Source organism: Pseudomonas sp. ANT_J12 (assembly GCF_008370045.1).
Taxonomy (GTDB): Bacteria; Pseudomonadota; Gammaproteobacteria; order Pseudomonadales; family Pseudomonadaceae; genus Aquipseudomonas.
In genome coordinates this window covers 1-23,077 of the sequence record NZ_VOBN01000019.1, presented here as the reverse complement: position 1 = coordinate 23,077, position 23,077 = coordinate 1, and the positions used below count along the sequence as shown (strand labels likewise).

19 protein-coding genes and 1 pseudogene are annotated in these 23,077 nt (G+C 61.3%); 5 read left to right on the top strand and 15 right to left on the bottom strand.

What is annotated here, in order from left to right:
• Positions 1–27: 27 nt before the first annotated feature.
• Entirely contained in the window at positions 28–384 is a 357-nt protein-coding gene (locus tag FQ192_RS27155) for a hypothetical protein (RefSeq protein WP_149661271.1), read from the top strand.
• Positions 385–433: 49 nt separating this feature from the next.
• On the opposite strand, the gene FQ192_RS27150 is transcribed toward FQ192_RS27155, so the two are convergent.
• Entirely contained in the window at positions 434–688 is a 255-nt protein-coding gene (locus FQ192_RS27150; RefSeq protein ID WP_054053445.1) for a DUF1652 domain-containing protein, read from the bottom strand.
• A 274-nt stretch (positions 689–962) separates the two neighbouring features.
• Here FQ192_RS27150 and FQ192_RS27145 point away from each other — a divergent pair, with 274 nt between their 5' ends.
• The gene (locus FQ192_RS27145; protein ID WP_149661270.1) at positions 963–2,453 is read left to right on the top strand and encodes an aldehyde dehydrogenase; all 1,491 of its coding nucleotides are present in this window, start codon (positions 963–965) and stop codon (positions 2,451–2,453) included.
• Between the two features lie 122 nt (positions 2,454–2,575).
• Here the strand turns inward: FQ192_RS27145 and FQ192_RS27140 are convergent, their stop codons facing one another.
• From FQ192_RS27140 to FQ192_RS27110, 7 genes are all read right to left on the bottom strand, one after another.
• Complete coding sequence (locus tag FQ192_RS27140) at positions 2,576–3,865, bottom strand: tryptophan 7-halogenase (protein ID WP_149661269.1); 1,290 nt, start codon at positions 3,863–3,865, stop codon at positions 2,576–2,578.
• Positions 3,862–4,539 (bottom strand): S8 family serine peptidase, encoded by a 678-nt coding sequence (locus FQ192_RS27135; protein ID WP_149661268.1) that lies wholly within the window; start codon positions 4,537–4,539, stop codon positions 3,862–3,864. Before FQ192_RS27135 ends, FQ192_RS27140 begins: the two co-directional genes overlap by 4 nt.
• Positions 4,529–6,247 carry an ABC transporter ATP-binding protein gene (locus FQ192_RS27130; RefSeq protein WP_149661267.1) on the bottom strand — a complete coding sequence of 573 codons (1,719 nt, stop codon included), beginning with the start codon at positions 6,245–6,247 and terminating at the stop codon, positions 4,529–4,531. Before FQ192_RS27130 ends, FQ192_RS27135 begins: the two co-directional genes overlap by 11 nt.
• Positions 6,247–8,151 (bottom strand): sigma-54-dependent Fis family transcriptional regulator, encoded by a 1,905-nt coding sequence (locus FQ192_RS27125; protein WP_149661266.1) that lies wholly within the window; start codon positions 8,149–8,151, stop codon positions 6,247–6,249. Before FQ192_RS27125 ends, FQ192_RS27130 begins: the two co-directional genes overlap by 1 nt.
• 223 nt (positions 8,152–8,374) lie before the next feature.
• Positions 8,375–9,400: a histone deacetylase family protein gene (locus tag FQ192_RS27120; RefSeq protein WP_149661265.1), complete on the bottom strand. Its 1,026-nt coding sequence runs from the start codon at positions 9,398–9,400 to the stop codon at positions 8,375–8,377.
• 140 nt (positions 9,401–9,540) lie between these two features.
• Positions 9,541–10,770, bottom strand: a complete 1,230-nt coding sequence (locus FQ192_RS27115) for a Zn-dependent hydrolase (protein ID WP_149661264.1) — start codon at positions 10,768–10,770, stop codon at positions 9,541–9,543.
• A 23-nt stretch (positions 10,771–10,793) separates the two neighbouring features.
• The gene (locus FQ192_RS27110) at positions 10,794–12,104 is read right to left on the bottom strand and encodes an MFS transporter (protein WP_149661263.1); all 1,311 of its coding nucleotides are present in this window, start codon (positions 12,102–12,104) and stop codon (positions 10,794–10,796) included.
• 162 nt (positions 12,105–12,266) lie between these two features.
• Here FQ192_RS27110 and FQ192_RS27105 point away from each other — a divergent pair, with 162 nt between their 5' ends.
• Entirely contained in the window at positions 12,267–13,199 is a 933-nt protein-coding gene (locus tag FQ192_RS27105) for a LysR family transcriptional regulator (protein ID WP_123516118.1), read from the top strand.
• Here FQ192_RS27105 and FQ192_RS27100 read toward each other — a convergent pair.
• The 6 genes and pseudogenes from FQ192_RS27100 to FQ192_RS27075 form a co-directional block, all read right to left on the bottom strand.
• Positions 13,196–13,807 (bottom strand): RraA family protein, encoded by a 612-nt coding sequence (locus FQ192_RS27100; RefSeq protein WP_149661262.1) that lies wholly within the window; start codon positions 13,805–13,807, stop codon positions 13,196–13,198. The genes FQ192_RS27105 and FQ192_RS27100 overlap by 4 nt on opposite strands.
• Positions 13,800–14,192: a RidA family protein gene (locus FQ192_RS27095; RefSeq protein WP_149661261.1), complete on the bottom strand. Its 393-nt coding sequence runs from the start codon at positions 14,190–14,192 to the stop codon at positions 13,800–13,802. The genes FQ192_RS27100 and FQ192_RS27095 overlap by 8 nt, the downstream gene beginning before the upstream one ends.
• Positions 14,193–14,210: 18 nt before the next feature.
• Positions 14,211–15,574, bottom strand: a pseudogene (locus FQ192_RS27090) (MFS transporter).
• 105 nt (positions 15,575–15,679) lie between these two features.
• Positions 15,680–16,609 (bottom strand): glyoxylate/hydroxypyruvate reductase A, encoded by a 930-nt coding sequence (locus FQ192_RS27085; protein ID WP_149661260.1) that lies wholly within the window; start codon positions 16,607–16,609, stop codon positions 15,680–15,682.
• Positions 16,606–17,361 carry a class II aldolase/adducin family protein gene (locus tag FQ192_RS27080; RefSeq protein WP_123409846.1) on the bottom strand — a complete coding sequence of 252 codons (756 nt, stop codon included), beginning with the start codon at positions 17,359–17,361 and terminating at the stop codon, positions 16,606–16,608. The genes FQ192_RS27085 and FQ192_RS27080 overlap by 4 nt, the downstream gene beginning before the upstream one ends.
• Positions 17,358–18,659 (bottom strand): MFS transporter, encoded by a 1,302-nt coding sequence (locus FQ192_RS27075; protein WP_123409845.1) that lies wholly within the window; start codon positions 18,657–18,659, stop codon positions 17,358–17,360. The genes FQ192_RS27080 and FQ192_RS27075 overlap by 4 nt, the downstream gene beginning before the upstream one ends.
• Positions 18,660–18,815: 156 nt before the next feature.
• Here FQ192_RS27075 and FQ192_RS27070 point away from each other — a divergent pair, with 156 nt between their 5' ends.
• Complete coding sequence (locus FQ192_RS27070) at positions 18,816–19,775, top strand: LysR family transcriptional regulator (protein ID WP_054053480.1); 960 nt, start codon at positions 18,816–18,818, stop codon at positions 19,773–19,775.
• 11 nt (positions 19,776–19,786) lie between these two features.
• Here FQ192_RS27070 and mrdA read toward each other — a convergent pair whose 3' ends face one another.
• Complete coding sequence (gene mrdA, locus FQ192_RS27065; protein ID WP_149661259.1) at positions 19,787–21,679, bottom strand: penicillin-binding protein 2; 1,893 nt, start codon at positions 21,677–21,679, stop codon at positions 19,787–19,789.
• 277 nt (positions 21,680–21,956) lie between these two features.
• Between mrdA and FQ192_RS27060 the strand changes: the two genes are divergently transcribed.
• Positions 21,957–22,880 carry a TIGR03571 family LLM class oxidoreductase gene (locus FQ192_RS27060; protein WP_149661258.1) on the top strand — a complete coding sequence of 308 codons (924 nt, stop codon included), beginning with the start codon at positions 21,957–21,959 and terminating at the stop codon, positions 22,878–22,880.
• Positions 22,881–23,077 lie beyond the last annotated feature (197 nt).

Sequence of the window (23,077 nt, the reverse complement as noted above, 5' to 3'; positions counted from 1 at the left end):
ACCGATTGCCAAGCAGGGGATACCACAATGGCAAGCATCACTGTCCTGGCGGGGGACTTTCTGCAGGGTGATGGAGAGTACCTGGACGGCGTTTTTACCCTTCGAACGTCGCTTCATCCATGGCCCGGCATTACCCTTCCACTGTCATCGTTCAAGCATCTGGAAGTGGCCAACGAGGATTCGATCAAGGACGTCAAGGACGCCATCGGCTTCGGCGTGGCCGGGGCCATGCTGCTGGGCCCGATCGGCGCGATCGCCGGGTTCATGCTGGCCGGGAAGGAAACCGAAGTGACCTTCCTGGCCACGCTCAAGGATGATCGAAAGTTGCTGGCTGCGGTGGATGGCCACACGTTCGAGGATATTTACCGCAAGATGGCGTCATAAGCCTACGGCGTCATGCCGCCCCGTCGCGTGGGGGCGGCATGCCGTCGGTTCAGATGTAGAAGGTCGGGTGAACGCCTTTGTGAACCTCGATTTCCTGGCGCATGTCAGCCACCAGCGAGGCGATGGCATGGGGACTGTCCAGGGTCCAGAGCGGGACGTGGGTCGCCACCATGTCGACTTTCCCGGTCATGCAGTCGCAGACCCGAATCGTCAGCGATTGGTCTGCCTCCATGTTGCAGGTGCAGACCGAGGGCAAAAAGCTGCGTTCAATGATGTTTTGAATTTCCAGGGTTGAAAGGAACATCGTTACCTCCCTCACGCCAGATATGTGGCCGGGCAAAGGCTCCCTCGTTTCGCCCGTCGAGCCTGAAAATTCTAGTCCTCAAAAGTGAGTGCCTCAAGGACGCAACACGGCTGCTCGTCGTCTCAGGCGCTGTCGCAATTTGCGAAAAAATCCAGCGTTGCCTCCTTCGTGAAAGCCTGCAGAACCCGGCCAATCAAGGGTTGTCCCGCGCTTGTCGACACTTGGCACAGCCATTGCGAAAGCCTGGATCTCATGAATAAAAAGAGATCGCGCCATGTCCCTCCCTTATCTGCTTCCCGCCACCTCGGCGTTCATCCAGCGCGCCCCGCGCATGTTGATCGGCGGTGACTGGGTCGAGGCCGCCGACGGCCAGACCATGCCCCTGCATAACCCGGCCACTGGCGACGTGCTGTGCGTGGTGCCGCGAGCCACGCCCGAAGATATGGACCGCGCCGTGCTCGCCGCGCGCCGGGCCTTCGATGATTCAACCTGGACCCGCACCCGCCCCCGGGAGCGGCAGAACCTGTTGTGGAAACTCGCCGACCTGATGGAGCGCGACGCCGAGCTGCTGGCGCAACTGGAATGCCTGAACAACGGCAAGAGCGCGGCGGTGGCGCAGGTGATGGACGTGCAACTGTCCATCGACTTCCTGCGCTACATGGCCGGCTGGGCGACCAAGATCGAAGGTTCCAGCGTCGAGGTGTCGTTGCCGCTGATGCCCAACGATCAATTCCACAGCTTCATCCGCCGCGAAGCGGTGGGCGTGGTCGGCGCCATCGTGGCCTGGAACTTCCCATTGCTGCTGGCCTGCTGGAAACTCGGCCCGGCCCTGGCCACCGGTTGCACCGTGGTGCTCAAGCCTGCGGATGAAACCCCGCTGAGCGCACTGAAACTCGCCGAACTGGTGCTGGAAGCGGGCTACCCCGAAGGCGTGTTCAACGTCGTGACCGGCACCGGCATCACCGCCGGTTCCGCGCTGACCCACAACCCGTTGGTGGACAAGCTGACCTTCACCGGCTCCACCGCCGTGGGCAAGCAGATCGGCAAGATCGCCATGGAGTCCATGACCCGTGTGACCCTGGAGCTGGGAGGCAAATCGCCGACCATCGTCATGGCCGACGCCGACCTGAAGACTGCCGCCGCCGGTGCCGCCAGCGCGATTTTCTTTAACCAGGGCCAGGTGTGTTGCGCCGGTTCCAGGCTGTATGTGCAGCGCAAGCATTTCGACAACGTGGTAGCGGACATCGCCAGCATCGCCAATGCCATGAAGCTCGGCAACGGTATGGACCCGACCGTGGACATGGGGCCGTTGATCTCGAAACGTCAGCAGGAACGGGTCTACGGCTACATCGAACAAGGCCGGGAAAGCGGAGCGACCATCGCCTGCGGCGGTGAGCAGTTCGGGCCGGGATTTTTCGTCAAGCCGACAGTGATTGTCGATGTCGATCAGAAGCACTCGTTGGTGCAGGAGGAGATCTTCGGCCCGGTGCTGGTGGCGATTCCGTTCGATGACGAGGCCGATGCGTTGCGCATGGCCAATGACAGCCCTTATGGGTTGGGCGCGAGTATCTGGTCCAACGATCTGGCGGCGGTGCACCGGATGATTCCGCGGATCAAATCGGGGTCGGTGTGGGTCAATTGCCACAGCGCGCTGGATCCGGCACTGCCGTTTGGCGGGTACAAAATGTCCGGGGTCGGGCGGGAGATGGGGTATGCGGCGATTGAGCATTACACCGAGTTGAAGTCGGTGTTGATCAAGCTTTGACACACTGATCGTTCCCACGCTCTGCGTGGGAATGCATCCCGTGACGCCCTGCGTCACCTTCAGACGCGGAACGCGGAGCGTCCCTGGCGGCATTCCCACGCGGAGCGTGGGAATGATCAGTGTCAGGGTTTGAATCCTTGGGCCAACAGCCAACTACGAACAACCCTGCCCTGCTCCACCGTCAACCCGGCCAACGCCTGCTCAGCCGGTTCAGCCCACAACCGCCGCACCAACGGCGCCAGCTCAACCCCCTGCACATGCCAGATCCCCAACGGTTGATCCGCCGTGATCACCACCTCGGCCTCATCCACAAATCCATCGCGCAGTACGGGCGCCCGCTCAATTCGCAACAAGGCAAAATCCGCCTCGGCGTGGGCCACTTCAGCATCCGGCCAACAGCGCCGCGCCTGCCAGAACGGTTGCTCCCGCCAGCGCTGCTCATCGGCATAAAAATCCCGGCCAATGCGCGCAAAACGCAAAAACAACTGCTCCACCCGCTGCTGATGAAAGCGCTGGGCCAACGCCGCTCGCTCGGGTTTACGCAACAACGTGTTGATCACCGTCGGCGCCTGCAACGCGGAGGACAGGGACTGGAAAATCCCGTTGCCCGACAACGGATCCACCGCCATCGCTGCGTCGCCTACGCGAATCCAGTTATCACCACAGACCTGCGGAGACAAAATCGCCGTGCTGCTACGGGCGTGCAATTGCAGATCGTTCTGCGGCTGATCACCGAAAAACGCCCGAGCCACTGCCGATTCGTGGCGCCGCTGGCGACAGTACTCGAGCAACATCGCCTTACCCGGTAACGAAGCGCTGGCCACGTCCACCGTCCATTGCCAGTAACACTGCCCGTCGGCCCGTCGCGCCATCCAGGCCCAGCCGTCCTCAAGGCTTTCCACGGCGCTGGCGGTGTCGCCCGCCGTGGCCTGCCAGCGATTGAGCAGGCTGACTGTCTCCGGGCCGCGCAGGCCTTTACCGAGGGTCGGAGTTGAACGGCCCCGAGCTTCCACCAGAAAATCCGCGACCAGCACTTCGTGTCCTTCGATCTCGACCCGATGCCCCTCCGCTGAGGTCTGCACCGTCAGCACTCGGCCTTCGATCAACTCGACCCCAGCCCCACGCAAATCCTCGCGCAGGCCGCGATCAAAACTCGGGCGATCCAGTAAAAATTCGATGTTCTGCGCGTGCTGCTGGCCGTTCCACCACACCTGCCGTTGTGAAGGCAGCGCCGCGTCTGCCAACGCGTGGTTCAGACCCGCGCCACGCAACGCCTCCAGCACCCGTACGGAAACGCCTTCCAGCGCAGCAAAGCGTCGCCATTCGCTGACCAGCGTCACCGGGTATCCGAGCCGGCGCAAACCCAAAGCCACCGCTGCGCCCGCCGGGCCTGCGCCTAGAATACAAATCACGGTCCGAAGCGCCGTTCAGGGCCGCGATAACGGGCGTGATCGCGCAACCATTCGATGACCTGCTGATTGCTCGCATCGGGATACACCACCAGAAACCCGGCGATATGCCCGCTCAACGCCGCACACCCCAGACTCGCGCCGGACTGCCCCGGATACGTCCCATGCACACACGCGGCGAAATCCGCCTGGGCGCTGTTGAGCCACGACCATTCGTTTTCCGCGCAACGGGCATCGCCGGTCACCCGCAACACCTGCGGATACTTCGCCGGAAACACGCCCTCGCCCTGGGCCGGACTCGATGCACACAGCAAGACGCCTCGCGCCACGGCTGCCGCACACGCTTCGCGCAACAGGCTGCGATCCTGACGCAATCCGAGGCTCAGATTAATCAGCCGCACGTCCTGCGCCACCAGCCAATCAATCGCCGAGGCAATCTGCAAGGCACTGGTCACGCCACGCTGGTCGAACACCTGCGCCACACAGAACACCGCTGCCGGCGCCCGCCGCCCAATCGCCTCGATCACCGCGCTGCCGTGACCGAGCGGATCGTCGCGCAAATCCCCTTGCGCCAATCCATCCTCCAGCAACGAAAACCTGCGCCCCGCGACCACCTGCACCCGCTGCGCCGCCGAGTGACCGCTGTCCACCACGCCAATCCGCAGTTCAGGCTTCATGCAGCACCGTTTTTGATGTGAGCACGCCGTCGAGCAATTCAAAGCGCAGATCGGCGTCAGCCAACGTCGAAGGGCGATGGCTGATGAGGATGCGCGTGCGTCCGGCAAACAAACGGTCGATGGCTTCGATCACTTCGCGCTCGGTGGCTTCATCCACCGCCGAAGTGGCCTCGTCGAGCACCAGGATCAACGGGTCCTGCAACAGCGCCCGGGCAATGGCGATCCGTTGTTTCTGCCCGCCGGACAACTGCTGGCCACGCTCGCCCAACGGACTGTCGAGGCCTTCGGGCAAGGATGCGATCAGGCTGTCGAGTTGCGCCAGCCGTGCGACTTCAGCGATGGCGTCGCGACTGGCGTCCGGCACCGCGTAGGCCAGGTTATCCGCGAGGCTGCCGCGAAACAGCACGATGTCCTGACTGACCACCGCAATGCGCCGCCGCAGCTGGAACAGGTCCAGATCCCGCAAGTCTACGTCCCCGAGCAGCACCTGGCCCGACTGTGGATCGTGATGCCGTTGCAGCAGGTCGATCAGGGTTGTTTTACCCACGCCAGAGCCGCCGCTCAGGGCGACTTTCAAGCCGTAAGGGATGCGCGCATCGATCCCGCTCAAGGTGCTCGGGCGCCCCGGATGACTGAAATGCACATTGTCGAAACGCAACTCGCCAGAGCTCGGCATCGGCTGCGGCGTGACCGGGGTGAGCACGGTCGGTTCTTCGCCGCGCAACTCCATGACCCGCCCGAGGCTGACGGTCATGCGCTGGATCGCCACGTAGAGCCCGAGCAGGCTCTGCACCGGCCCCACCGCCATCCCGAGGTAAGTGGAAAACGCGATCAGCGCACCGAGCTGCCACGTGCCCTGCACCACCCAATAACCGCCGATCAAGAAGGCACAGGCACGGGACAATGAGGTCAAAGTGCCCGGCACAGCCTGGGTGAAAAACTCGGTGACTTGCAGGCGCAGCAACTGGCTCATATAGCCCTGGCCCAGGGTCTCCAGCCGTCGCGCTTCGCGCTGTTGCTGGCCGGCAGACTGGATGAATTTCATCACCGGCAAGGTCTCGACCATAAACGAAGACATGTCCGCCGAACGCTCGCGCAACTGCCGTACATCGCGCTCGACCTTGCGCCGCATCCAGCGCAGCCACAGCACGTCGAGGGGGATCAGCACCAGCGCCAGCAGCGACAGTTTCCACGACAAGGTCAGCAGCATCGCCACGGAAAAGAACAGGCCGATGACGCTCGATACCGCCGAAAACAGCGAGTCCACGGCAAAGCGCTGGATCTCCGCGACGTCGCCATCCAGGCGCGACATCAAATCGCCGATGCGCCGCTGGCCATAGAAGCTCGGTGACAAGGTCTGCAAGTGCCGATACAAGTCATCACGCAGGGCAAACAGAATCCGCCCGGAGAGCCGCGTGTGCAGGTAACGGTTGATCCCCGACAGCGCGGTGCCAAGCAAACCGGCGACGATCATCAAACCGGCAATCAGCACCAGCATCGGGAAGTTGCGCCCCAGCAGGCCATCATCGATCAGCAACTTGGTCAGCCAAGGTTGCACCAGCACCAGCAACGAAGCGCAGACTGACAACCCGAGCAACCCGGCAATCGCCAGCCGATGGGGCCGCACAAAACTGTAGAGCCAGCGCAGCGCCGCTTGCAGGGCTTGCGGGTCGCGGCTGTCGATCAGCCGCACGATCAGGCGCTGCATCACAGGCGCAACTGCTTGAGTTTGCGATACAGGGTCGCGCGGCTGATGCCGAGGGCGTCGGCGGCGGCCGAGACGTTGCCTTGGTGCGCGTCCAGGGACTGGCGAATCAGCTCCAGTTCGTTTTCACGAATGCTGCCGGCCTGGGGGCGTTCGGTGGCGGTGAGGTCGTCGAGCATGCTGTCGGGCAAGTGGTCGAGGGTGAGCACGGTGTCGCCCGCCTCGCGCATGGCCAACGCGGTGCGCAACACCATCTCCAATTGGCGAATATTGCCCGGCCAGTGATAGCCGCCGAGCAACTTGCTCAAGTCATCGTGCAAGGTCACGGCCGGGGCATCGAGTTTGGCCAGCAGGCGACCGACCAGACCGCTGAAATCCTCGCGCTCGCGCAGGGCCGGGAGCATCACGCTGATGCCGTTGACCCGGTAGAACAGGTCTTCGCGAAAGTGTTTGTCTTCCACCAGGCGCTTGAGGTCGCGGTGGGTGGCGCAGATCAGGGCGACGTCGATGTCTTGCTCTTCGCCAGCGCCCAACGGCGCGACTTTGCGGTCCTGCAACACCCGCAACAACCGGGCCTGCAAGGCCAGTGGCATGTCGCCGATTTCATCGAGGAACAAGGTGCCGCCGTGGGCCTGTTGCAGGCGCCCGACCATGCCGCCACGCCGGGAACCGGTGAACGCGCCTTCGCGGTAGCCGAACAGTTCCGACTCGATCAGGCCTTCGGGAATCGCCGCGCAATTCACTGCGACGAAGGGTTTATCGCAACGGGTGCCGGCCATGTGCAGGGCGCGGGCGATGACTTCCTTGCCGGTGCCGGTTTCGCCGAGCAGTAGCACCGGCAACTCATTGGCCAACCCTTGGCGGGCCATGCGCAAGGCGCGGGCGTAACGCACATTGCTGCCGGCCAGGGATTCAAGATCCGGTTGCGGTTTGGCGGATTTGGCCACCGGGCGGGTTGTGGTGCCAACGTTGATCGACCGCTGGGGTGCGCGCAGGGTTTTGTAGAAGAATTCGCCCTTGGCGGTTTGCAGACTGCCGATGCCGCCCTGTTGTAAACGAGCCAGCAATTGCAGGCCATCGACGCCGAGAAACTCTTCGCAACGATGCCCCACCAGCGCCGAACGCTCGGCCCGCAGCAGCTGACAGGCCTGGGCGCTGACCGCGAGAATCTGTCCGCCGAGGCTCACCGCCAACAGGCCCTGCCACGGGGATTCGAGGTACTGCCGACGGCTATGGAACGCGAGGACGATTTGATCCGGATAACTGGCGTTGAACACCCGGCTTTCGATCTGGCTGACCGCCATGGCCAGCAGCGCGGTGCTGTCGTGGACGCGGCCGAGAGGGCCTTCGCGGGTCAGGTCGAGGACGCCGAGGATATCGCCTTGAGGGCAGTGAATCGGCACCGAAGTGCAGGAGAAATCGCTCAGGCGATCCAGGTAGTGTTCGCCGCAATCGATCAGGGTTGGCCGGGCTTCCACCAAAGCGGTGCCGAGGGCGTTGGTGCCGCGAGCGGCTTCGCTCCAGCAGGCGCCGAGGGCGATGTCTTGCAGGCCGGAGCCCTTGAGGCGGTCGGCGCGGCCTTCGACGGCGAGGATGGTGGCGTCGGAATTGGCGAGGATGATCAGGCCTTCTTTACCTTGGCGTTCGGCCAGGTAATCGATGGCCGGCATCGCGGCGTCGATCAGCAAACGGTTGCTGGCCAACAGCACTTCAAGGCTGGCGCTCGATTCCAGTGTCAGCTCGTGCTTGCCATTGAAATGCACGCCGTGGCTGAGGCTGCGCCGCCATGAGGCATCGATTTCCGCACGCAATACGCCATCAGGGACTTCGCCTTCGAGGTGAAGCTTTTCCCGGGCCAGCCGGGCTTCCTGATGGGGTTTGGGATGTGTTGTTTTTATGAGTGTCATCAAGCGCTCCGCAGCGGTCCGCTTTGCGCTTTTTGAGATCAGCGCCGTGGCGTCAATCTTTACGTTAACGTCAGGGCGATGGCAAGTGCCGTAGGGCGTTTGTGTTGCATCTGGGGGACCGCGTTAGCGTTCTTCGCGGGCAAGCCTTGTTCCTACAGGGGAATGTGATCACCTGTAGGAGCGAGGCTTGCCCGCGAAGGCGGCCTTCTGGACACCTCACACCTCAGAGTTGCCACACCTCGGCATTCACAAAAAACGCCCGCGCATTGTCCTCAAGACTCTCCAGGTGATACCCACCCTCCTGCACAATCAAACACGGCAACCCCAGGCTACGAATCCGCTCCCCCAACTGCGCAAACCCTTCCCGGGTGACCGCCACTTTGCTCTGCGGATCGAGCTCAAAAATATCGAAACCCAGGGACAACACCAACACCTCGGCGCCGAAATCCTTCACCGCCGCCAACGCCGCCTCAAGTTGTCCGAGGAAATCCGCTTCACTGGCGCCATGGGCCATCGGCAGATTCAGGTTGAACCCCTCCCCTGCGCCAACGCCACGCTCATCGGCAAACCCGGCCACGCCCGGATAGAAATTGGTCGGATCGCCATGCACCGAGACGTACAGCACGTCGTCGCGGTCGTAGAAAATCTCTTGAATGCCCTGACCGTGATGCATGTCGGTATCGAGCACCGCCACCCGCTCGAACCCTGCGCGCAAGACCTGCGCCGCTACGGCCGCGTTGTTGAGGTAGCAGAAACCACCGGCCGCTTCTGCCCGCGCATGGTGACCTGGCGGACGGCAAAGTGCATACGCCGCCGGCTCGCCATCGAGTAAAGCCTGGGCGCCCGCAATTGCGCTTTGCGCCGACCAATAAGCCGAGCGCCAGGTCTGCTCGCCCACCGGGCAACTGCCATCGGCCAGATAACGAGCGGCTTGGGCGAGAATCCCGCGCAGGGCATTGGGCTCGCGGACGAAGATGTTCGACATCACTTCATCGCCCCAATCTTCGGGGATTTCCTTCCAGCGTTGATGGGCTTCCTTGAGGAACGTCAAATACGGCGCGCCGTGGACCGCCAGTAATGGCGCGAGTCCGGCGTCGGTCGGTTGCTCGACGTTGAAACCCAGGGAATGCGAGGCCTGCACCAGACGTTGCACACGCTCCGGGACTTCCTGCGGCGTGCGCATCTGCCCGCGGGAGTAGTAGCTGCGTGGGTGATGGAGCAATTGTTCGGGGTGGAAAAAACTGCGCATGGGATAAATTCCTGTTCTGAAACGGAGCGCGCTCCCCTGTAGGAGCGAGGCTTGCCCGCGAAGGCGTCAGCACATTCAACATCTATGTTGACTGACACACCGTCTTCGCGGGCAAGCCTCGCTCCTACAGGGGTTGTGGGTTATTCAGTTCTTTCGGCGCGGGCCAGCACGGCGTTGAGCAGCACGTCGGTGCCCTGGCGCACATCCTCGGGCAACACATCCTCGGCTTCGTTATGGCTCAACCCACCCACGCACGGGATAAACACCATCGCTGTCGGGCAGTACCGCGCCAGGTGAATCGCGTCGTGCCCGGCACCACTGACAATCGATTGCTGAGCGTAGCCCAGGGCATCCACCGCGTGCTGCACCGCCGCCACGCACTCGGCATCGAAGGGTGTCGCCGGGCTGATCCAGTGCGGCGTGATCGTCAGGTTCAACCCGCGACCCTCGGCAATCGCCTGGAGTCGCGCGCGGACTTGCTGCTCCATCGCCTCGATGGCTTCGTCCCGGTGATGGCGCAGATCAACCGTGAAATTCACCAACCCCGGAATGGTGTTGCGCGAAGATTTGTTAATGCTCAACTCGCCCACCGTGGTCAGGCCTTCTGGGGCGAAATCGGCAGCCAGAACCTCGATGGCCTGGATCATCCGCGCCACGCCGTACAGGGCATCCTTGCGTAATGGCATCGGCGTGGTGCCAGCGTGGGCGGCCATGCCTTCGACCCGCACGTCGAGCCAGCGAATCGCCTGGCCGCCCGTGACCACGCCGATGCTCTTGGCGTTGTCTTCAAGGATCGGCCCTTGCTCGATATGCGCTTCAAAATACGCATCCACCGCGCCACCCAACGGACGCTCGCCGGCATAACCGGTGCGTTGCAGGGCTTCGGCAACGCTGATGCCATCGATGTCACGCACTGCCAGCGCCGCGTCCAGTTTCATGATCCCGGTGAACACCGCCGAGCCGAACATCGCCGGGGTGAAGCGTGCACCTTCTTCGTTGGTCCACACCGCGACTTCCAGCGGTTTGCGGGTCTGAATGCCCAGATCGTTTAGGCAACGCACCACTTCCAGACCAGCCAATACACCGTAGACGCCATCGAAGCGGCCACCTTCAGGCTGGGTGTCGAGGTGACTGCCCATCATCACCGGCGCAGCGTCCGGGTCGGTGCCTTCGCGGCGGGCGAACAGGTTGCCGATGGCGTCCACGCTCAGTGTCATGCCGGCTTCGCGACACCAGTGGGCGAAGAGTTCGCGGCCAGCCTTGTCTTCATCACTGAGGGCCAACCGGCAACTGCCACCTCGCGCCGTGGCGCCGATTTCGGCCATGGCCATCAGGCTCGCCCACAGGCGTTCACCATTAATCTTCAACATAAGTAACTCCTCGAAAATCGGGATTAAGCGTTGGCCAATTCGATACGTTCAGCACTGGCATGGCGGCGAGCAAGGGACAAGACGCAGATCAGCGAAGTGGCGGCGATCAGGCTGTAGAACACCGCCAGCGGCCACCATTGGCCGGCGAATTTGTGCGCCAGCAGCGTGCCGATCAGCGGCGTCAGGCCACCGGCCAGCGCACCGCAAATCTGATAAGCCAGGGAGATCGCGGTGTAGCGCACGCGGGTCTCGAACATGCCGCTGACGTAACCGGCGATCACCGCGTAGAACGAGGCCATGCACACCACCGCCAGGGCGATGCCGAGGATGATCAGCGACGGTTGGGCCGAGCTGACCAGCACGAACATCGGGTACGGTGAGGCCATCGCCAGCAGCGACATCAGGCACAGGAAACGCGTCGCACCGATTTTCTCGGCGACCCAAGCCGCCAATGGCTGAATGCAGAACTGAATAATCGCCACCACAAACAGGCACTCGAGGATCAGCGAGCGCGGCAACTCAAGTTGCTGGGTGGTGTAGGCGATCATGAAAGTGTTGGTGAAATACACCCCGGCGATCCCGAGGGTGTTGGCGCCGATGCACAGCAGCAATGGGCGCCACGCGGTACGCAGCACTTCCATCACTGGCGCCTGCTCCTTGCGTGTGCTTTTGCTGGCCAGTTCGCGGCTGGCGAGGAATTCCGGCGATTCATTCACACCGAGTCGAATCGCCAAACCCACCAGCAACAACAGCGAACTGGCGAGGAACGGTAGGCGCCAGCCCCAACTCATCAAGTCTTCTTCCGGCAAGCGAGTGACTGCACTGAAGGCCAGCAACGACAAGATCAAACCCGCCGGGCTGCCCAGTTGTGCAAAGGAAGCGAAGAAGTTGCGCCGGCCCTTGGGCGCATGCTCGCCGGCCATCAACACCGCCCCGCCCCACTCGCCGCCGACAGCGATGCCCTGGACGATGCGCAACAGAATCAACAGCACCGGCGCCGCAACGCCGATTTGCGCGTAAGTCGGCAGCAAACCGATGCACACCGTGACCACACCCATCATCAGCAAGGTGATGATCAGCGACTTCTTGCGCCCGATGCGGTCGCCGATATGGCCAAAGATAATCCCGCCCAACGGTCGCGCAAAAAAGCCCACGGCGAAGGTGCCGAACGCGGCCATGGTGCTGAACAGTTTGTCGTCGGAGGGGAAGAACAGCGCACCGAACACCAGGGCGGCGGCGGTGGCGTAGATGTAAAAGTCATACCACTCGATCATGGTGCCGATGAAGGCTGCGGCTGCCGCACGGCGCGGTTGGGACGAAGCTTGGGGCTTCATGGGTCGGGCTCCTTTGATTGTTTTTTTGGCAGGAGGAAATCGGATGCATCAAGGCACTCTGGCGGCGCCTGTCTGGGGGTGATTTATCGTCTCGGGGCTATGATTAGTCAATTTTCTATTTATTATGCGGACTATTACTCCAGCTTATAATCGAGAACTACCATGGCCGAACGCGACGTGCAACGCCTGCTCAACGACCGCCTCGACTGGAACCTGCTGCGCACCTTTCGGGTCATCGGCCAGGAGCTGAGCATCAGCCGCGCCGCCGCGCGCCTGCACCTGACGCAACCGGCGGTGAGCCAGGCCTTGAAGCGGCTGGAAGAACAACTGGGCCGACAACTGATCGCCCGGCGCGGACCGCGATTTGCCCTGACCGAGGTCGGCGAGCAGATCTTCGAACTGGCCGGGGAAATCTATGGGCAGATGTCGCAAGTCAGCAGCGTGCTGGAGCAACCGGCCGACGAAGTGATCGGCAAGGTGCGGTTGCTGATCATCAGTCGGATCTTCTCTGAGCGTTTCGATGACTTCCTCGCCGACTTTCACCGCCAGCACCCACGGGTGGATCTGGAAGTGGACGTGATGCGCAGTTCCGACATCGTCAGCGCTTTGCAGGAGAAAACCGCGACCCTCGGTTTGAGTCTCAATCGTCGGCCACAACCACGCCTGGAACAGCGACTGTTCCTGCGTCAGCGCTATGCGTTTTTCTGTGGCAAGCACCATGCATTATTCGGCCAGCAGAACGTCGCTGAGGGGGATTTGCAGCGGGAGAATTTCGTCAGTTTCACCAGCGATCAGATTGGCGGCATGCTGTCGCCGCTGACGATTTTTCGTGATCAGCAGGGTTTCAGCGGACGCATTGTGGCGTCGTCACCGAGCCTGGAAGAAGTCCGGCGACTGGTGATCGCCGGGTTCGGCATCGGCTGTCTGCCCGAGCACGTGGTGGCGGCGGACGTCGACGCCGGATTGCTCTGGCGCCTGCCGCCCCACGAAGGGATTGCCGATGTGGACATTCATTTGTTGTGGAATCGCGAGCAGCGCATGAGCCGCGCGGAGACACTGTTTATCGAGAGCTTGCAGGCGTGCTTGACGGCTTAGACCTTTAACACCTGCGCAACCGGCTCGCCTGAACGCAATCGCTCAAGCAGGCGCGGTTCGGCGCGATCGGAGGCCAAGGCTTGTTCGATGACAGAAGCCGCCGTTGACCAGTCGAGAAACAGCACGCCGTTATCGTCCGCCAGCACCAGATCCCCGGGGTTTACCGTGACGCCAGCACACTGGATCGGCTGATTGATCTGGCTGTCGCCGCGCCCGTGCAGCTTGGTGGTCAACAAGCTAGTGCCGCGAGCGAACACCGGTAGACCCGACTCACGCAGTTCCAGCAGATCAGTCACCGCCCCGTCCACCACAATCCCCACGGCACCGGCGCAACGTGCGGCGCAGCTGGTCACCGCGCCAACCGGGGCGTGCCGGTAATCGCCCCCGGTGTCGATCACCAGCACATCACCGGGTTTGATCAGCGCCAACGCCTGGTTGACCGCGATGGCATCGGCGCCGACCAGTTTCAGGGTCAGTGCGCGACCGACCACTTTCACATTGGGCACCATCGCCCGCAGTTGTGAGTCGGCGAAGCCCTCCTCCAGGAAATGGCCGAGGGTTGGAAAGCTCACTGCTTTGAGCTGCTCGATCAGTTTCGACTCATCCATTGTGCAACTCCTTCGTTATCAACTCGGCGACACACTCGATTTCCAGCGACACACCCCACAACGTCACGCACACCGTGGTGCGTGCCGGCGGCGCATGGCCGAGGAATTCGCGATACACGGCATTGAACGGCTCCAGTTGCGCCGGATCGGTGAGGTAGGCGTTGACCTTGATCACATGGCTGAAATCGGAGCCGGCTTCAATCAGGATCGCCTCCAGGTTGCGCAAGGTTTGTCGCACTTGTTCGGGGAATTCGGCGGGTTGATCGTCGAGCCCACTCTGAGCCGGAATCTGCCCGGCGGTGAATACCAGATGACCGCTGACCACAGCCTGGGAGTAAGGCCCGACCGGGCCGATGAAACCCGGGGCGGATTGGATTCTGCGCATGCTTTGGAACTCCTGGGCTTAGGCCGCAGCCGATTTAAAGGGTTTGTGCTGCGGGTCGGCCGGAGCCTCGATTGGGACTTCGCTGATGTCACGCTTGAAGGTCTCGGTCAGTAGCAACAATGCCAGCAATGAAATCGCTGCCGCGCCGATCATGTACCAGGCCACCGAAGACCCTTTGCCAGTCGCCGCCAATAAGCGGTGGTGACAATCGGCGTCGCCGCGCTGCCGAGCAAACCGGACAACATGTAGCTGATCGACAACCCCGAATAGCGCACCCGCGTGCCGAACAATTCGGCGAGGAACGTCGCAATCGGTCCGTAGTTGGCGGCGAACGCGGTCATCAACATCAGGTAACCGAAGATCACCAACGGCAACTCTTTGGTGTCCATCAACCAGAACATCGGGAACGCCACCAGGGCTTCAGCAACGATGCCGGCCACGATGATCGGCTTGCGTCCGTAGCGGTCCGACAGCGCGCCGAACACCGGCAACATGACGATGCACCAGGCGCAGGACAGCAACACCACGCCGAGCATCGTGCTGCGACTGAAGCCAAGATTTTGCGTGCCGTAGGTCAGGCCGAACGCGACGATGATGTTGAATGACGCACCGGTCGACATCGTCGCGATGCCGCCGAGCACCACTTGCTTCCAGTACTTGCGAAACACTTCGGCCAGGGGCATTTTCACCTGCTCTTCGGCTTCCTTGACCTTGTTGAAGGCTGGGGTTTCGGCGATGTTCAAGCGGATGTACAAACCCACGGCGATCAGCAGCACGCTGGCGAGGAACGGAATGCGCCAGCCCCAGGCCAACAGGTCTTCCGGGGACAGGTAGGCCGCGATCAACAGGAAGGCCAGGTTGGCGATCATGGTTCCGGCCGGGACGCCGATTTGCACCCACGAACCGTACAAGCCGCGCTTGTTGGCCGGCGCATGTTCCACCGCCATCAACACCGCCCCGCCCCACTCGCCACCCAGCGCCAAACCTTGAATCACCCTGAGCAATAACAGCAGGATCGGCGCCCAGATGCCGATAGCCGCGTAGTTGGGCAACAAACCGATGGCGAACGTGGCGGCGCCCATGGTCAGCAGTGAAATCAGCAACATCGACTTGCGGCCCAACTTGTCACCGAAGTGCCCGAACAATGCGGCGCCGACGATCCGCGCCAGGTAGGCCGAAGCAAAAGTACCGAAGGCCAGTAACGTACCGATCAAGGGCACGAAGTCTGGAAAGAACACTTTGTTGAACACCAGCGCGGACGCCGTAGCGAAAACAAACAGGTCGTACCATTCAACGGTGGTGCCGATGACACTGGCCACAGCAACTTTTTTCATGCTGATCGGCGGGTCGCCGGACTTTTCTGCGGACGATAGATCGCTCATCACTGACTCCAGGAATTTGATTAATTATTTTTTTACTGGCAGTAAATCGTTTGAGAGTGAGGGATTGTTGTTATGCCTCGCCCAACTCAGTGGGCGAGTTTGTTGTCAGTAACCGAGTGTTCGGTCGGCACAGTTCAATAACGGTTCATCGGCGTTTAAACGGCGCAAGTTCTCCGCGACTTGTTCGGCAATACAGTCATGGGAAGCGGCCGAGGCCATGTGTGGCGTGATCGTGACGCCGGGCATGCTCCAGAGACGATGATCGGCGGGTAGCGGTTCTTGTTCGAATACATCCAGCAACGCGCCGCGCAGGTTTCCGGTTTGCAGGGATTGTTCGAGATCATCGATATTCAGGTGAGCGCCGCGACCGCAATTGATTAGCGCGGCGCCGCTGGCCAGGTGTTCGAATGTTTTGTTGCCAAGAATGCCGCGGGTTTCGCTAGTCAGCGGCAACAAGTTGATCAGCAGTTCCACGCCATCGAGAAACGGGTTCAGTTGTTCCGCACCAGCAAAGGTCTGGACACCGCTTAGATCCTTGCTGCGACGGGCCCAACCCCGAACGTCGTAACCGGCGGCGGTCAGATCCTGGGCGATGGCGCTGCCCAACGAACCCAGCCCCATCACCCCGACCTTGAACTGCCCCGCCGCCCGTTGCAGCGGTCGCTCCCAATGCTGTTGCCGCTGGTGCTGCAGCACTTGGTCAAAGCCTCGGTGGTAGTGAATCACCGCCCAACGCACGTACTCGGTCATGCCCTGGCGATGGCCTGGATCGACCACCCGACACACTGGCAAATCCGGGCACGACGGGTCGTGTTCCAGGTGATCGATACCGGCGGCGACCGAGTGAATCACTTGCAGGTTCGGCAATGCCGCGAGGCTGCCGGGCAAGGGAAACCAGCACGCCGCAATTTGCGCATTCTTGGCCAACGGATCGTCGGCCAGCACCGTGGTGAGTTGCGGTGCGCTGCGGGCGAACGCGGCTTGCAGTTGCTTGAGTAACAGGCTGTCGCGGGACAGCAAAACGACGGTGTTCATGAAAGGTAAGACTCGCGCTGGGATTCGATCAGGGTCAGAGCGGCCTCCCAGGCCAGGTCGATGATGTTGTCCTGTTCATCACGGTCAAACTGTTCGGCGGTGTGGGCGCAGACTTCCGGCGACGGGTAATGCAACGCCGAACCACCCGCCAGCGCCGCCACTTGCGCCTGACAGGCACGCTCCAGGAAGTGGATTTCCTGGAACGCCTGGGCCACGCCGGAGCCGCCGACCAGCAAGCCGTGATTGCGCAGAATCATCGCCCGGTGCGGTCCAAGATCGGCAATCAAACGCTCGCGCTCATCCAGCGACAACGCGATACCTTCGTAGGTGTGATAAGCCAGTTTTCCGTAGAACTTCAGCGCGTGCTGAGTGATCGGCAGCAAGCCTTGTTTCTGCGCCGCGACCGCCATGCCAGCGGCGGTGTGCGTGTGGATTACGCAATTCAGGTCCGGGCGCGCCATGTGGATCGCCGAGTGAATGACAAACCCTGCGGCGTTGACCCGGTGACCGGCGTATTCGGGATCGACGATGCGCCCGTCCTGATCGATGCGCACCAGGTCCGAGGCGCGCATGCGGTCGAAAATCACCCCGTAGCGGTTGATCAGGAAATGATGCTCAGGTCCCGGGATGCGCAGGGTGATGTGGGTGTCGATCAGGTCGGTCATGCGAAAGTGCGCGACCAAGCGATACAGCGCCGCCAGTTCGCAACGGGCTTGCCATTCAATCGGGTCGATGTGTGCGGGTTTACTCACGAATACACCTCTTTAGCAGCGTGGGTGACGACCGGGTTGGCGCGCAGGCGGGCCAGGCCGCAAACACCGATCAGGGACAGGGCCGAGAGCAAGGTGAAGAACACCGCCAGCGGCCACCATTGCCCGGAAAACTTGCTGGCCAGCAGCGTGCCGATCAGCGGCGTGGTGCCGCCGGCCAGGGCGCAGCTCAACTGGTAAGCGATGGAAATGCCCGAGTAGCGCAGGTGCACCGGGAACGCCTGGGTCATGTAACCGGCAATCACCGCGTACAGCGCCGAGAGAATCACCACCGCCAAGGCAATGCCGAGGGTCATCAGCACAATATTTTGCGTGCCGACCAGCAGGAACATCGGGTACGGCGTGACCATGCACAACAGCGCGACGAGTTTGAGGAAGCGACCTTCGCCAATCCGCTCGGCGAGCAATGCGGAGAGTGGTTGCGAGAGCAACTGAATGACCGTCACCAGAAACAGGCAATCGAGGATTGTCGAGCGCGGGATGCCCTGGTATTGGGTGACGTAGGTGATCATGAACGTATTGGTGAAGAAGAACCCGGCGGAACCGATGGTCACGGCGGCTGCGGCGAACAGGATCTGCCGCCAGCAGGTGCGGATCACATCCTTCACCGGGTATTGGGCGGTTTCGTTGTTGTCCCGGGCCTTGGCGAATTCCGGCGATTCGTGGACCCCGGAACGGATCATCAGGCCCACCATCATCAGCACACCGCTGGCGAGAAACGGCAGGCGCCAGCCCCAGGCGAGGAAGTCCGCTGGCTCAAGGGATGTCACCAAACGAAAAGCGATCAACGCCAGCAGCAAACCTGCCGGGCTGCCGAGTTGGGCGAACGAAGCGTAGAAAGTTTTGCGCTTGGCCGGTGCGTGCTCGCTGGCCATCAGCACTGCCCCGCCCCACTCGCCGCCGACGGAAATACCCTGAATCAAACGCAGCACGATCAGACCGACCGGCGCCCAAATGCCAACGCTGGCGTAGCTGGGCAGCAGACCGATGCCCGCGGTCGCCAGGCCCATCAGCGCCATGGTCACCAGCAGCATTTTCTTGCGACCGAGGCGATCACCCAAATGACCGAACACCATGCCGGCCATGGGGCGGGCAATGAAGCCGACGGCGAAACTGCCGAACGCGGCCAAGGTGCTCATCACCGGGTCGCTGCTAGGAAAGAACACTTGCCCGAGCACCAGCGCCGCCGCAGTGGCGTAGATGTAGAAGTCGTAGAACTCGATGGTCGTGCCAATAAAGGCAGCGGCCGCGGCGCGTCGCGGTTGAGGGGTGGTGTGCATGCAAGGACCCTGTGTATTTATAGTTTTGGGCAGGTGCTGAAGGCTGGCTACGGTTGCACTCTGTGGTGCTTGTGGGCTTTATCGCTTCCATGCCAGGATTAGTCAATTTTCAAATTCTTATCTTTACTATTAGCCCTGCTACTACATGGATGATTTATGCCCTCCACTTCGAACCCTTGGGTCGGTCGTCGATTTCTCAATGACCGCCTCGATTGGAACCTGCTGCGCACTTACCTGGTGATCGGCCAGGAAGGCAGCATGAGCCGCGCTGCCGCGCGTTTGCACATCACCCAGTCGGCGGTGAGCCAGGCCCTGAAACGTCTTGAAGAACAATTGGAATGTGTGCTGATTGCCCGTAGCGGGCGACGCTTTGATCTGACGGAAACCGGGGAAGAAGTCCTGCGCATTGCGGCGGATATCTACGGCGATATTTCCCGCTTGGGCACGGTGGTGGAAAGTCGGCATGACGATGTGGTGGGCAAGATCCGCATCCTCACCGTCAGTGGCGTGCAAGCGCGGCACTACGATGAGTTTCTTGCGGACTTCCATGAAACCCACCCGAAGATCGAGCTGGAAGTCGAGGTGATGGGCAGCTCGAACATCATCAGTTCGTTGCTGCAAAAGACCGCGACCATTGGCGTCGGTCTGTGTCGATTACCGCAGCCACGGCTGGAGCAGCGGGTGTTGTTTCGCGAGCGCTATGCGTACTTCTGCGGCCAGCGTCATCGTCTGTTCGGTCAGGAAAACCTGACCCTGGAGCAACTGGCGGCGGAGAACTTCGTCAGCTTTACCAGCGATCAACTGGGCGGCAATCTTTCACCGTTGACGCTGTTTCGCGATGAACAGGGGTTTACCGGCAAGATCGTCGCCTCCTCCACCAGTTTCGAAGAGATTTACCGCTTGATCTGCGCAGGGTTTGGAATTGGGTGTTTGCCGGTGCACCTGGTGCGACGGGATGTCGAGCAGGGTTTGCTCTGGCGTTTGCCGCCGGAAGAGGGGGTGGTGGATTTCGATATCCAACTGCTGTGGAATCGCGAGCAGAAGATGACGCAGGCGGAAACGGTGTTCCTGGAGAGCTTCCAGCACATGCTCAGCATCCGTGAGCCTGTGCTGTGAAGCTCTGAGCGCTAGACGTGAGGATCGCCCGGCGGTTTGGCCGGCGTGGCGTATTGCGGCTTGAGATGGCCGTCCTGGTCGAGTAGCCAGGCGTCCATGATCTGCCGCACCACCGGACCAGCCACCCGACCACCGGCCTCGCCGTTTTCGATCATGACCGAGATGACAATCTTCGGGTGTTCAGCCGGGGCGAAACCGACGAATAAGGCGTTGTCGCGGTTACGCTCCAGGGTTTTCGCCCGGTTGTAACGCTCGCCCTGCTTGATCGCCACCACTTGCGCGGTACCACTCTTGCCGGCGATGCGGTACTGGGCGCCCACCGCTGCTGCCCGGGCGATGCCGCGTGCATCATGCATCACCATTTGCATGCCATGGTTGACCTGTTCCCAATCACGCGGATCCTTGAGCAGGATGTTCGGCATCGGGTTCTCGTCCACCGGCGCAACGCCATCGACGGTCTTGGCCAGGTGCGGTCGGTTCCACACGCCTTTGTTGGCAATCAGCGCCGTGGCCTGGGCCAGTTGCAGCGGCGTGACCTGCATGTAGCCCTGGCCGATGCCGAGGATCACCGTTTCACCCGGGAACCATGGCTGACGGCGCGTGGCGCGTTTCCAGGCTTGGGATGGCATCAGGCCGGCCGATTCTTCGAACATGTCCAGGGAGACTTTCTCGCCGAGGCCGAACATGGCCATGTAGTCGTGCAGCCGATCAATGCCGAGCTTGTGCGCCAGGTCGTAGAAGTAGGTGTCGTTGGAGCGCATGATCGCCGCGTCCATGTCCACCCACCCGTCGCCGCTGTGATTCCAGTTGCGGTATTTGTGATCGAAGTCCGGCAGTTGGTAGTAACCCGGATCGAAGACGCGGGTTTGTGGGGTGACCACACCGGAGTCGAGGCCGGCAATGGCCACTTCCGGCTTGATGGTCGAGCCCGGCGCATAGAGGCCGCGCAGGACGCGGTTGAACAGCGGCCGGTCGATGGAGTCGTGCAGCGCCGCGTATTCCTTGAAGCTGATGCCGGTCACGAACATGTTCGGGTCGAAACTTGGCTTGCTGACCATGGCCAGCACTTCGCCGGTCGATGGATCGAGGGCGACCACCGAACCACGGCGATCCCCCAAGGCATCCTCGGCGGCTTCCTGAAGGTGGACGTCGAGGCTCAGTACGATGTTTTTGCCGGGGGTCGGATCGGTGTGCTTGAGCACCCGCAGCACGCGGCCCTGGGCGTTAGTCTCGACTTCTTCGTATCCGACGTGGCCGTGCAACTCGGACTCGTAGAATTTTTCGATGCCGGTTTTGCCGATGGACTGAGTGCCGCGGTATTCCACCCCGTCCAGCGCCTTGGATTCTTTTTCGTTGATGCGACCGACGTAACCGATCGAGTGGGCAAAGTGCGCACCCATCGGGTAATGGCGGACGAATTGCGGCTCGACATCCAGACCCGGCAGACGGAATTCGTTAACCGCGAGGACGGCGATCTGCTCTTCGGTGAGTTCATAGAATAAGGTCACCGGGACAAATGGATGCCGTGCCTGCTTCATCGCCTTGTCGAACAACGCGCGGTCTTCGGACGGCAGGTGCAGGAGATTGATCACCTCATCCAGTTCTTCTCTGACGTCTGTGGCGCGTTCGCGGGTGATGGTCAGGTTGAAGCTGGGCCGATTGTCCGCCAGGACCACCCCATTGCGGTCATAGATCAGCCCGCGTGTCGGGGTGATCGGCAAAACGTGGACGCGGTTGTTTTCGGAGATGGTCGAGTGGTAGTCGAATTCGACCACTTGCAGCACGTACATGCGCACGACCAGTGCGCAGGTGATAGCGACCACAAACAAGGCGCAGGCCATCAGTCTTTTATTGACCAGGCGCGTCTCTTTTTCGTGATCCTTGATGGGTATCGGTTCGGGCATTTCTGCAGCAGCTCTTTGACTATGAAGGGGGGTGCCGATCCTCAGCGTTGTCATCAGTCCATTAAAAAACGAGCTGCACCATACCAAAAATGACGCCGGCACTTTAGCGCGATTTCCTCGAACGGTTGTCCTTGAGGGCCAAAACGACGGTCGGGCGTGTGTGGTTTTTGGGTGAACTCGTGCGTTTTACTCAAGATTGATATTCCCATTCATGCATTTTTCTTGCAGATGCGCCTGTAGATACTGGGTGCATGTCATTCCCTCTCTGGAGTTTTTCATGCACTCACGATTTCAACGATTACTGGGCTCGAATGGATTTTCCATTGGCCTTGAATTGCCGCTGGATAACGATTGGTCCAGTGATGGGCAACGGTTGCGAATGGCCGAGGACAGACCTTTTGGTGTTCCTGACCTGAAGCAGCAGGCCGCCATGGCACGCTTGGCCGACAAAGCTGGGTTTGCTGCGCTTTGGGTTCGCGATGTACCGGTGTACGACCCCAATTTCGGCGATGCCGCGCAGGTATTCGAAGCCTTTTCGTATTTGGGTTATCTGGCGGGGATTACTGACAACATCATGTTGGGGACGGCAGCGGTGGTATTGCCGTTGCGTCAGCCGTGGTTGACGCTCAAGGCTGCCAATAGTGTCGATGAGCTGAGTGATGGGCGGCTGCTTCTGGGCGTCGCCAGCGGTGACCGGCCGATGGAGTATCCGTTGTTTGGTGTGGACTACGGCCAGCGCGGCGAGATCTTTCGCGATACGGTTGAGCTGTTGCGTAGCCAGGGTGAAGGTCGCTTGCCTGAAGGCGCTCGGTTGCTACCAGAGCGTGATCAGGCGGTGCCGTTGCTGGTGGCGGGGCTTGGTCAGCAGTCACCGGCATGGATAGGTCAGCATATGGACGGTTGGCTCGCCTACCCTGGCACGCCGGATGAGCATCGTCGTCGCGTAGGGTTATGGCGTGAGGTCGGCGGCGATAAACCTTACATCAGCTTTGTTCATCTGGATCTGGAGGCCAATCCGCATGCACCGATGCGACGTGTACGCTTCGGTGGCAGTTGCGGACGCCTGGCATTGATTGATGAGCTGCAGGCTTTGCGTGACACCGGTGTGCAGCATGTCGGCCTGCACGTGCGCCGTAGCGAACGACCGGTGGCGGAAGTGATTGAGGAGATCGCTGAACACGTACTGCCAATGTTTCACTGAGGGTGCGGTTGGTTGTATTCAGGGATAGCCATTGAGCTGTCCCTTTTCTTTGCGCCACTTTTTCGAGGGAAAAAACAAAACCCCTACCTGCATACGCAGATAGGGGTTTCGGAATTTAATCTTGACGATGACCTACTCTCACATGGGGAAACCCCACACTACCATCGGCGATGCATCGTTTCACTGCTGAGTTCGGG

Coding starts and splice junctions, on each gene's coding strand:
- FQ192_RS27105 (WP_123516118.1), top strand. CDS start 12,267: ATGGCCGAACGCGACGTGCAACGCCTGCTCAACGACCGCCTCGACTGG.
- FQ192_RS27100 (WP_149661262.1), bottom strand. CDS start 13,807: ATGGATGAGTCGAAACTGATCGAGCAGCTCAAAGCAGTGAGCTTTCCA.
- FQ192_RS27120 (WP_149661265.1), bottom strand. CDS start 9,400: ATGCGCAGTTTTTTCCACCCCGAACAATTGCTCCATCACCCACGCAGC.
- FQ192_RS27130 (WP_149661267.1), bottom strand. CDS start 6,247: ATGCAGCGCCTGATCGTGCGGCTGATCGACAGCCGCGACCCGCAAGCC.
- FQ192_RS27135 (WP_149661268.1), bottom strand. CDS start 4,539: ATGAAGCCTGAACTGCGGATTGGCGTGGTGGACAGCGGTCACTCGGCG.
- FQ192_RS27155 (WP_149661271.1), top strand. CDS start 28: ATGGCAAGCATCACTGTCCTGGCGGGGGACTTTCTGCAGGGTGATGGA.
- FQ192_RS27110 (WP_149661263.1), bottom strand. CDS start 12,104: ATGAAGCCCCAAGCTTCGTCCCAACCGCGCCGTGCGGCAGCCGCAGCC.
- FQ192_RS27075 (WP_123409845.1), bottom strand. CDS start 18,659: ATGCACACCACCCCTCAACCGCGACGCGCCGCGGCCGCTGCCTTTATT.
- FQ192_RS27070 (WP_054053480.1), top strand. CDS start 18,816: ATGCCCTCCACTTCGAACCCTTGGGTCGGTCGTCGATTTCTCAATGAC.
- FQ192_RS27150 (WP_054053445.1), bottom strand. CDS start 688: ATGTTCCTTTCAACCCTGGAAATTCAAAACATCATTGAACGCAGCTTT.
- FQ192_RS27145 (WP_149661270.1), top strand. CDS start 963: ATGTCCCTCCCTTATCTGCTTCCCGCCACCTCGGCGTTCATCCAGCGC.
- FQ192_RS27085 (WP_149661260.1), bottom strand. CDS start 16,609: ATGAACACCGTCGTTTTGCTGTCCCGCGACAGCCTGTTACTCAAGCAA.
- FQ192_RS27115 (WP_149661264.1), bottom strand. CDS start 10,770: ATGTTGAAGATTAATGGTGAACGCCTGTGGGCGAGCCTGATGGCCATG.
- mrdA (WP_149661259.1), bottom strand. CDS start 21,679: ATGCCCGAACCGATACCCATCAAGGATCACGAAAAAGAGACGCGCCTG.
- FQ192_RS27125 (WP_149661266.1), bottom strand. CDS start 8,151: ATGACACTCATAAAAACAACACATCCCAAACCCCATCAGGAAGCCCGG.
- FQ192_RS27060 (WP_149661258.1), top strand. CDS start 21,957: ATGCACTCACGATTTCAACGATTACTGGGCTCGAATGGATTTTCCATT.
- FQ192_RS27095 (WP_149661261.1), bottom strand. CDS start 14,192: ATGCGCAGAATCCAATCCGCCCCGGGTTTCATCGGCCCGGTCGGGCCT.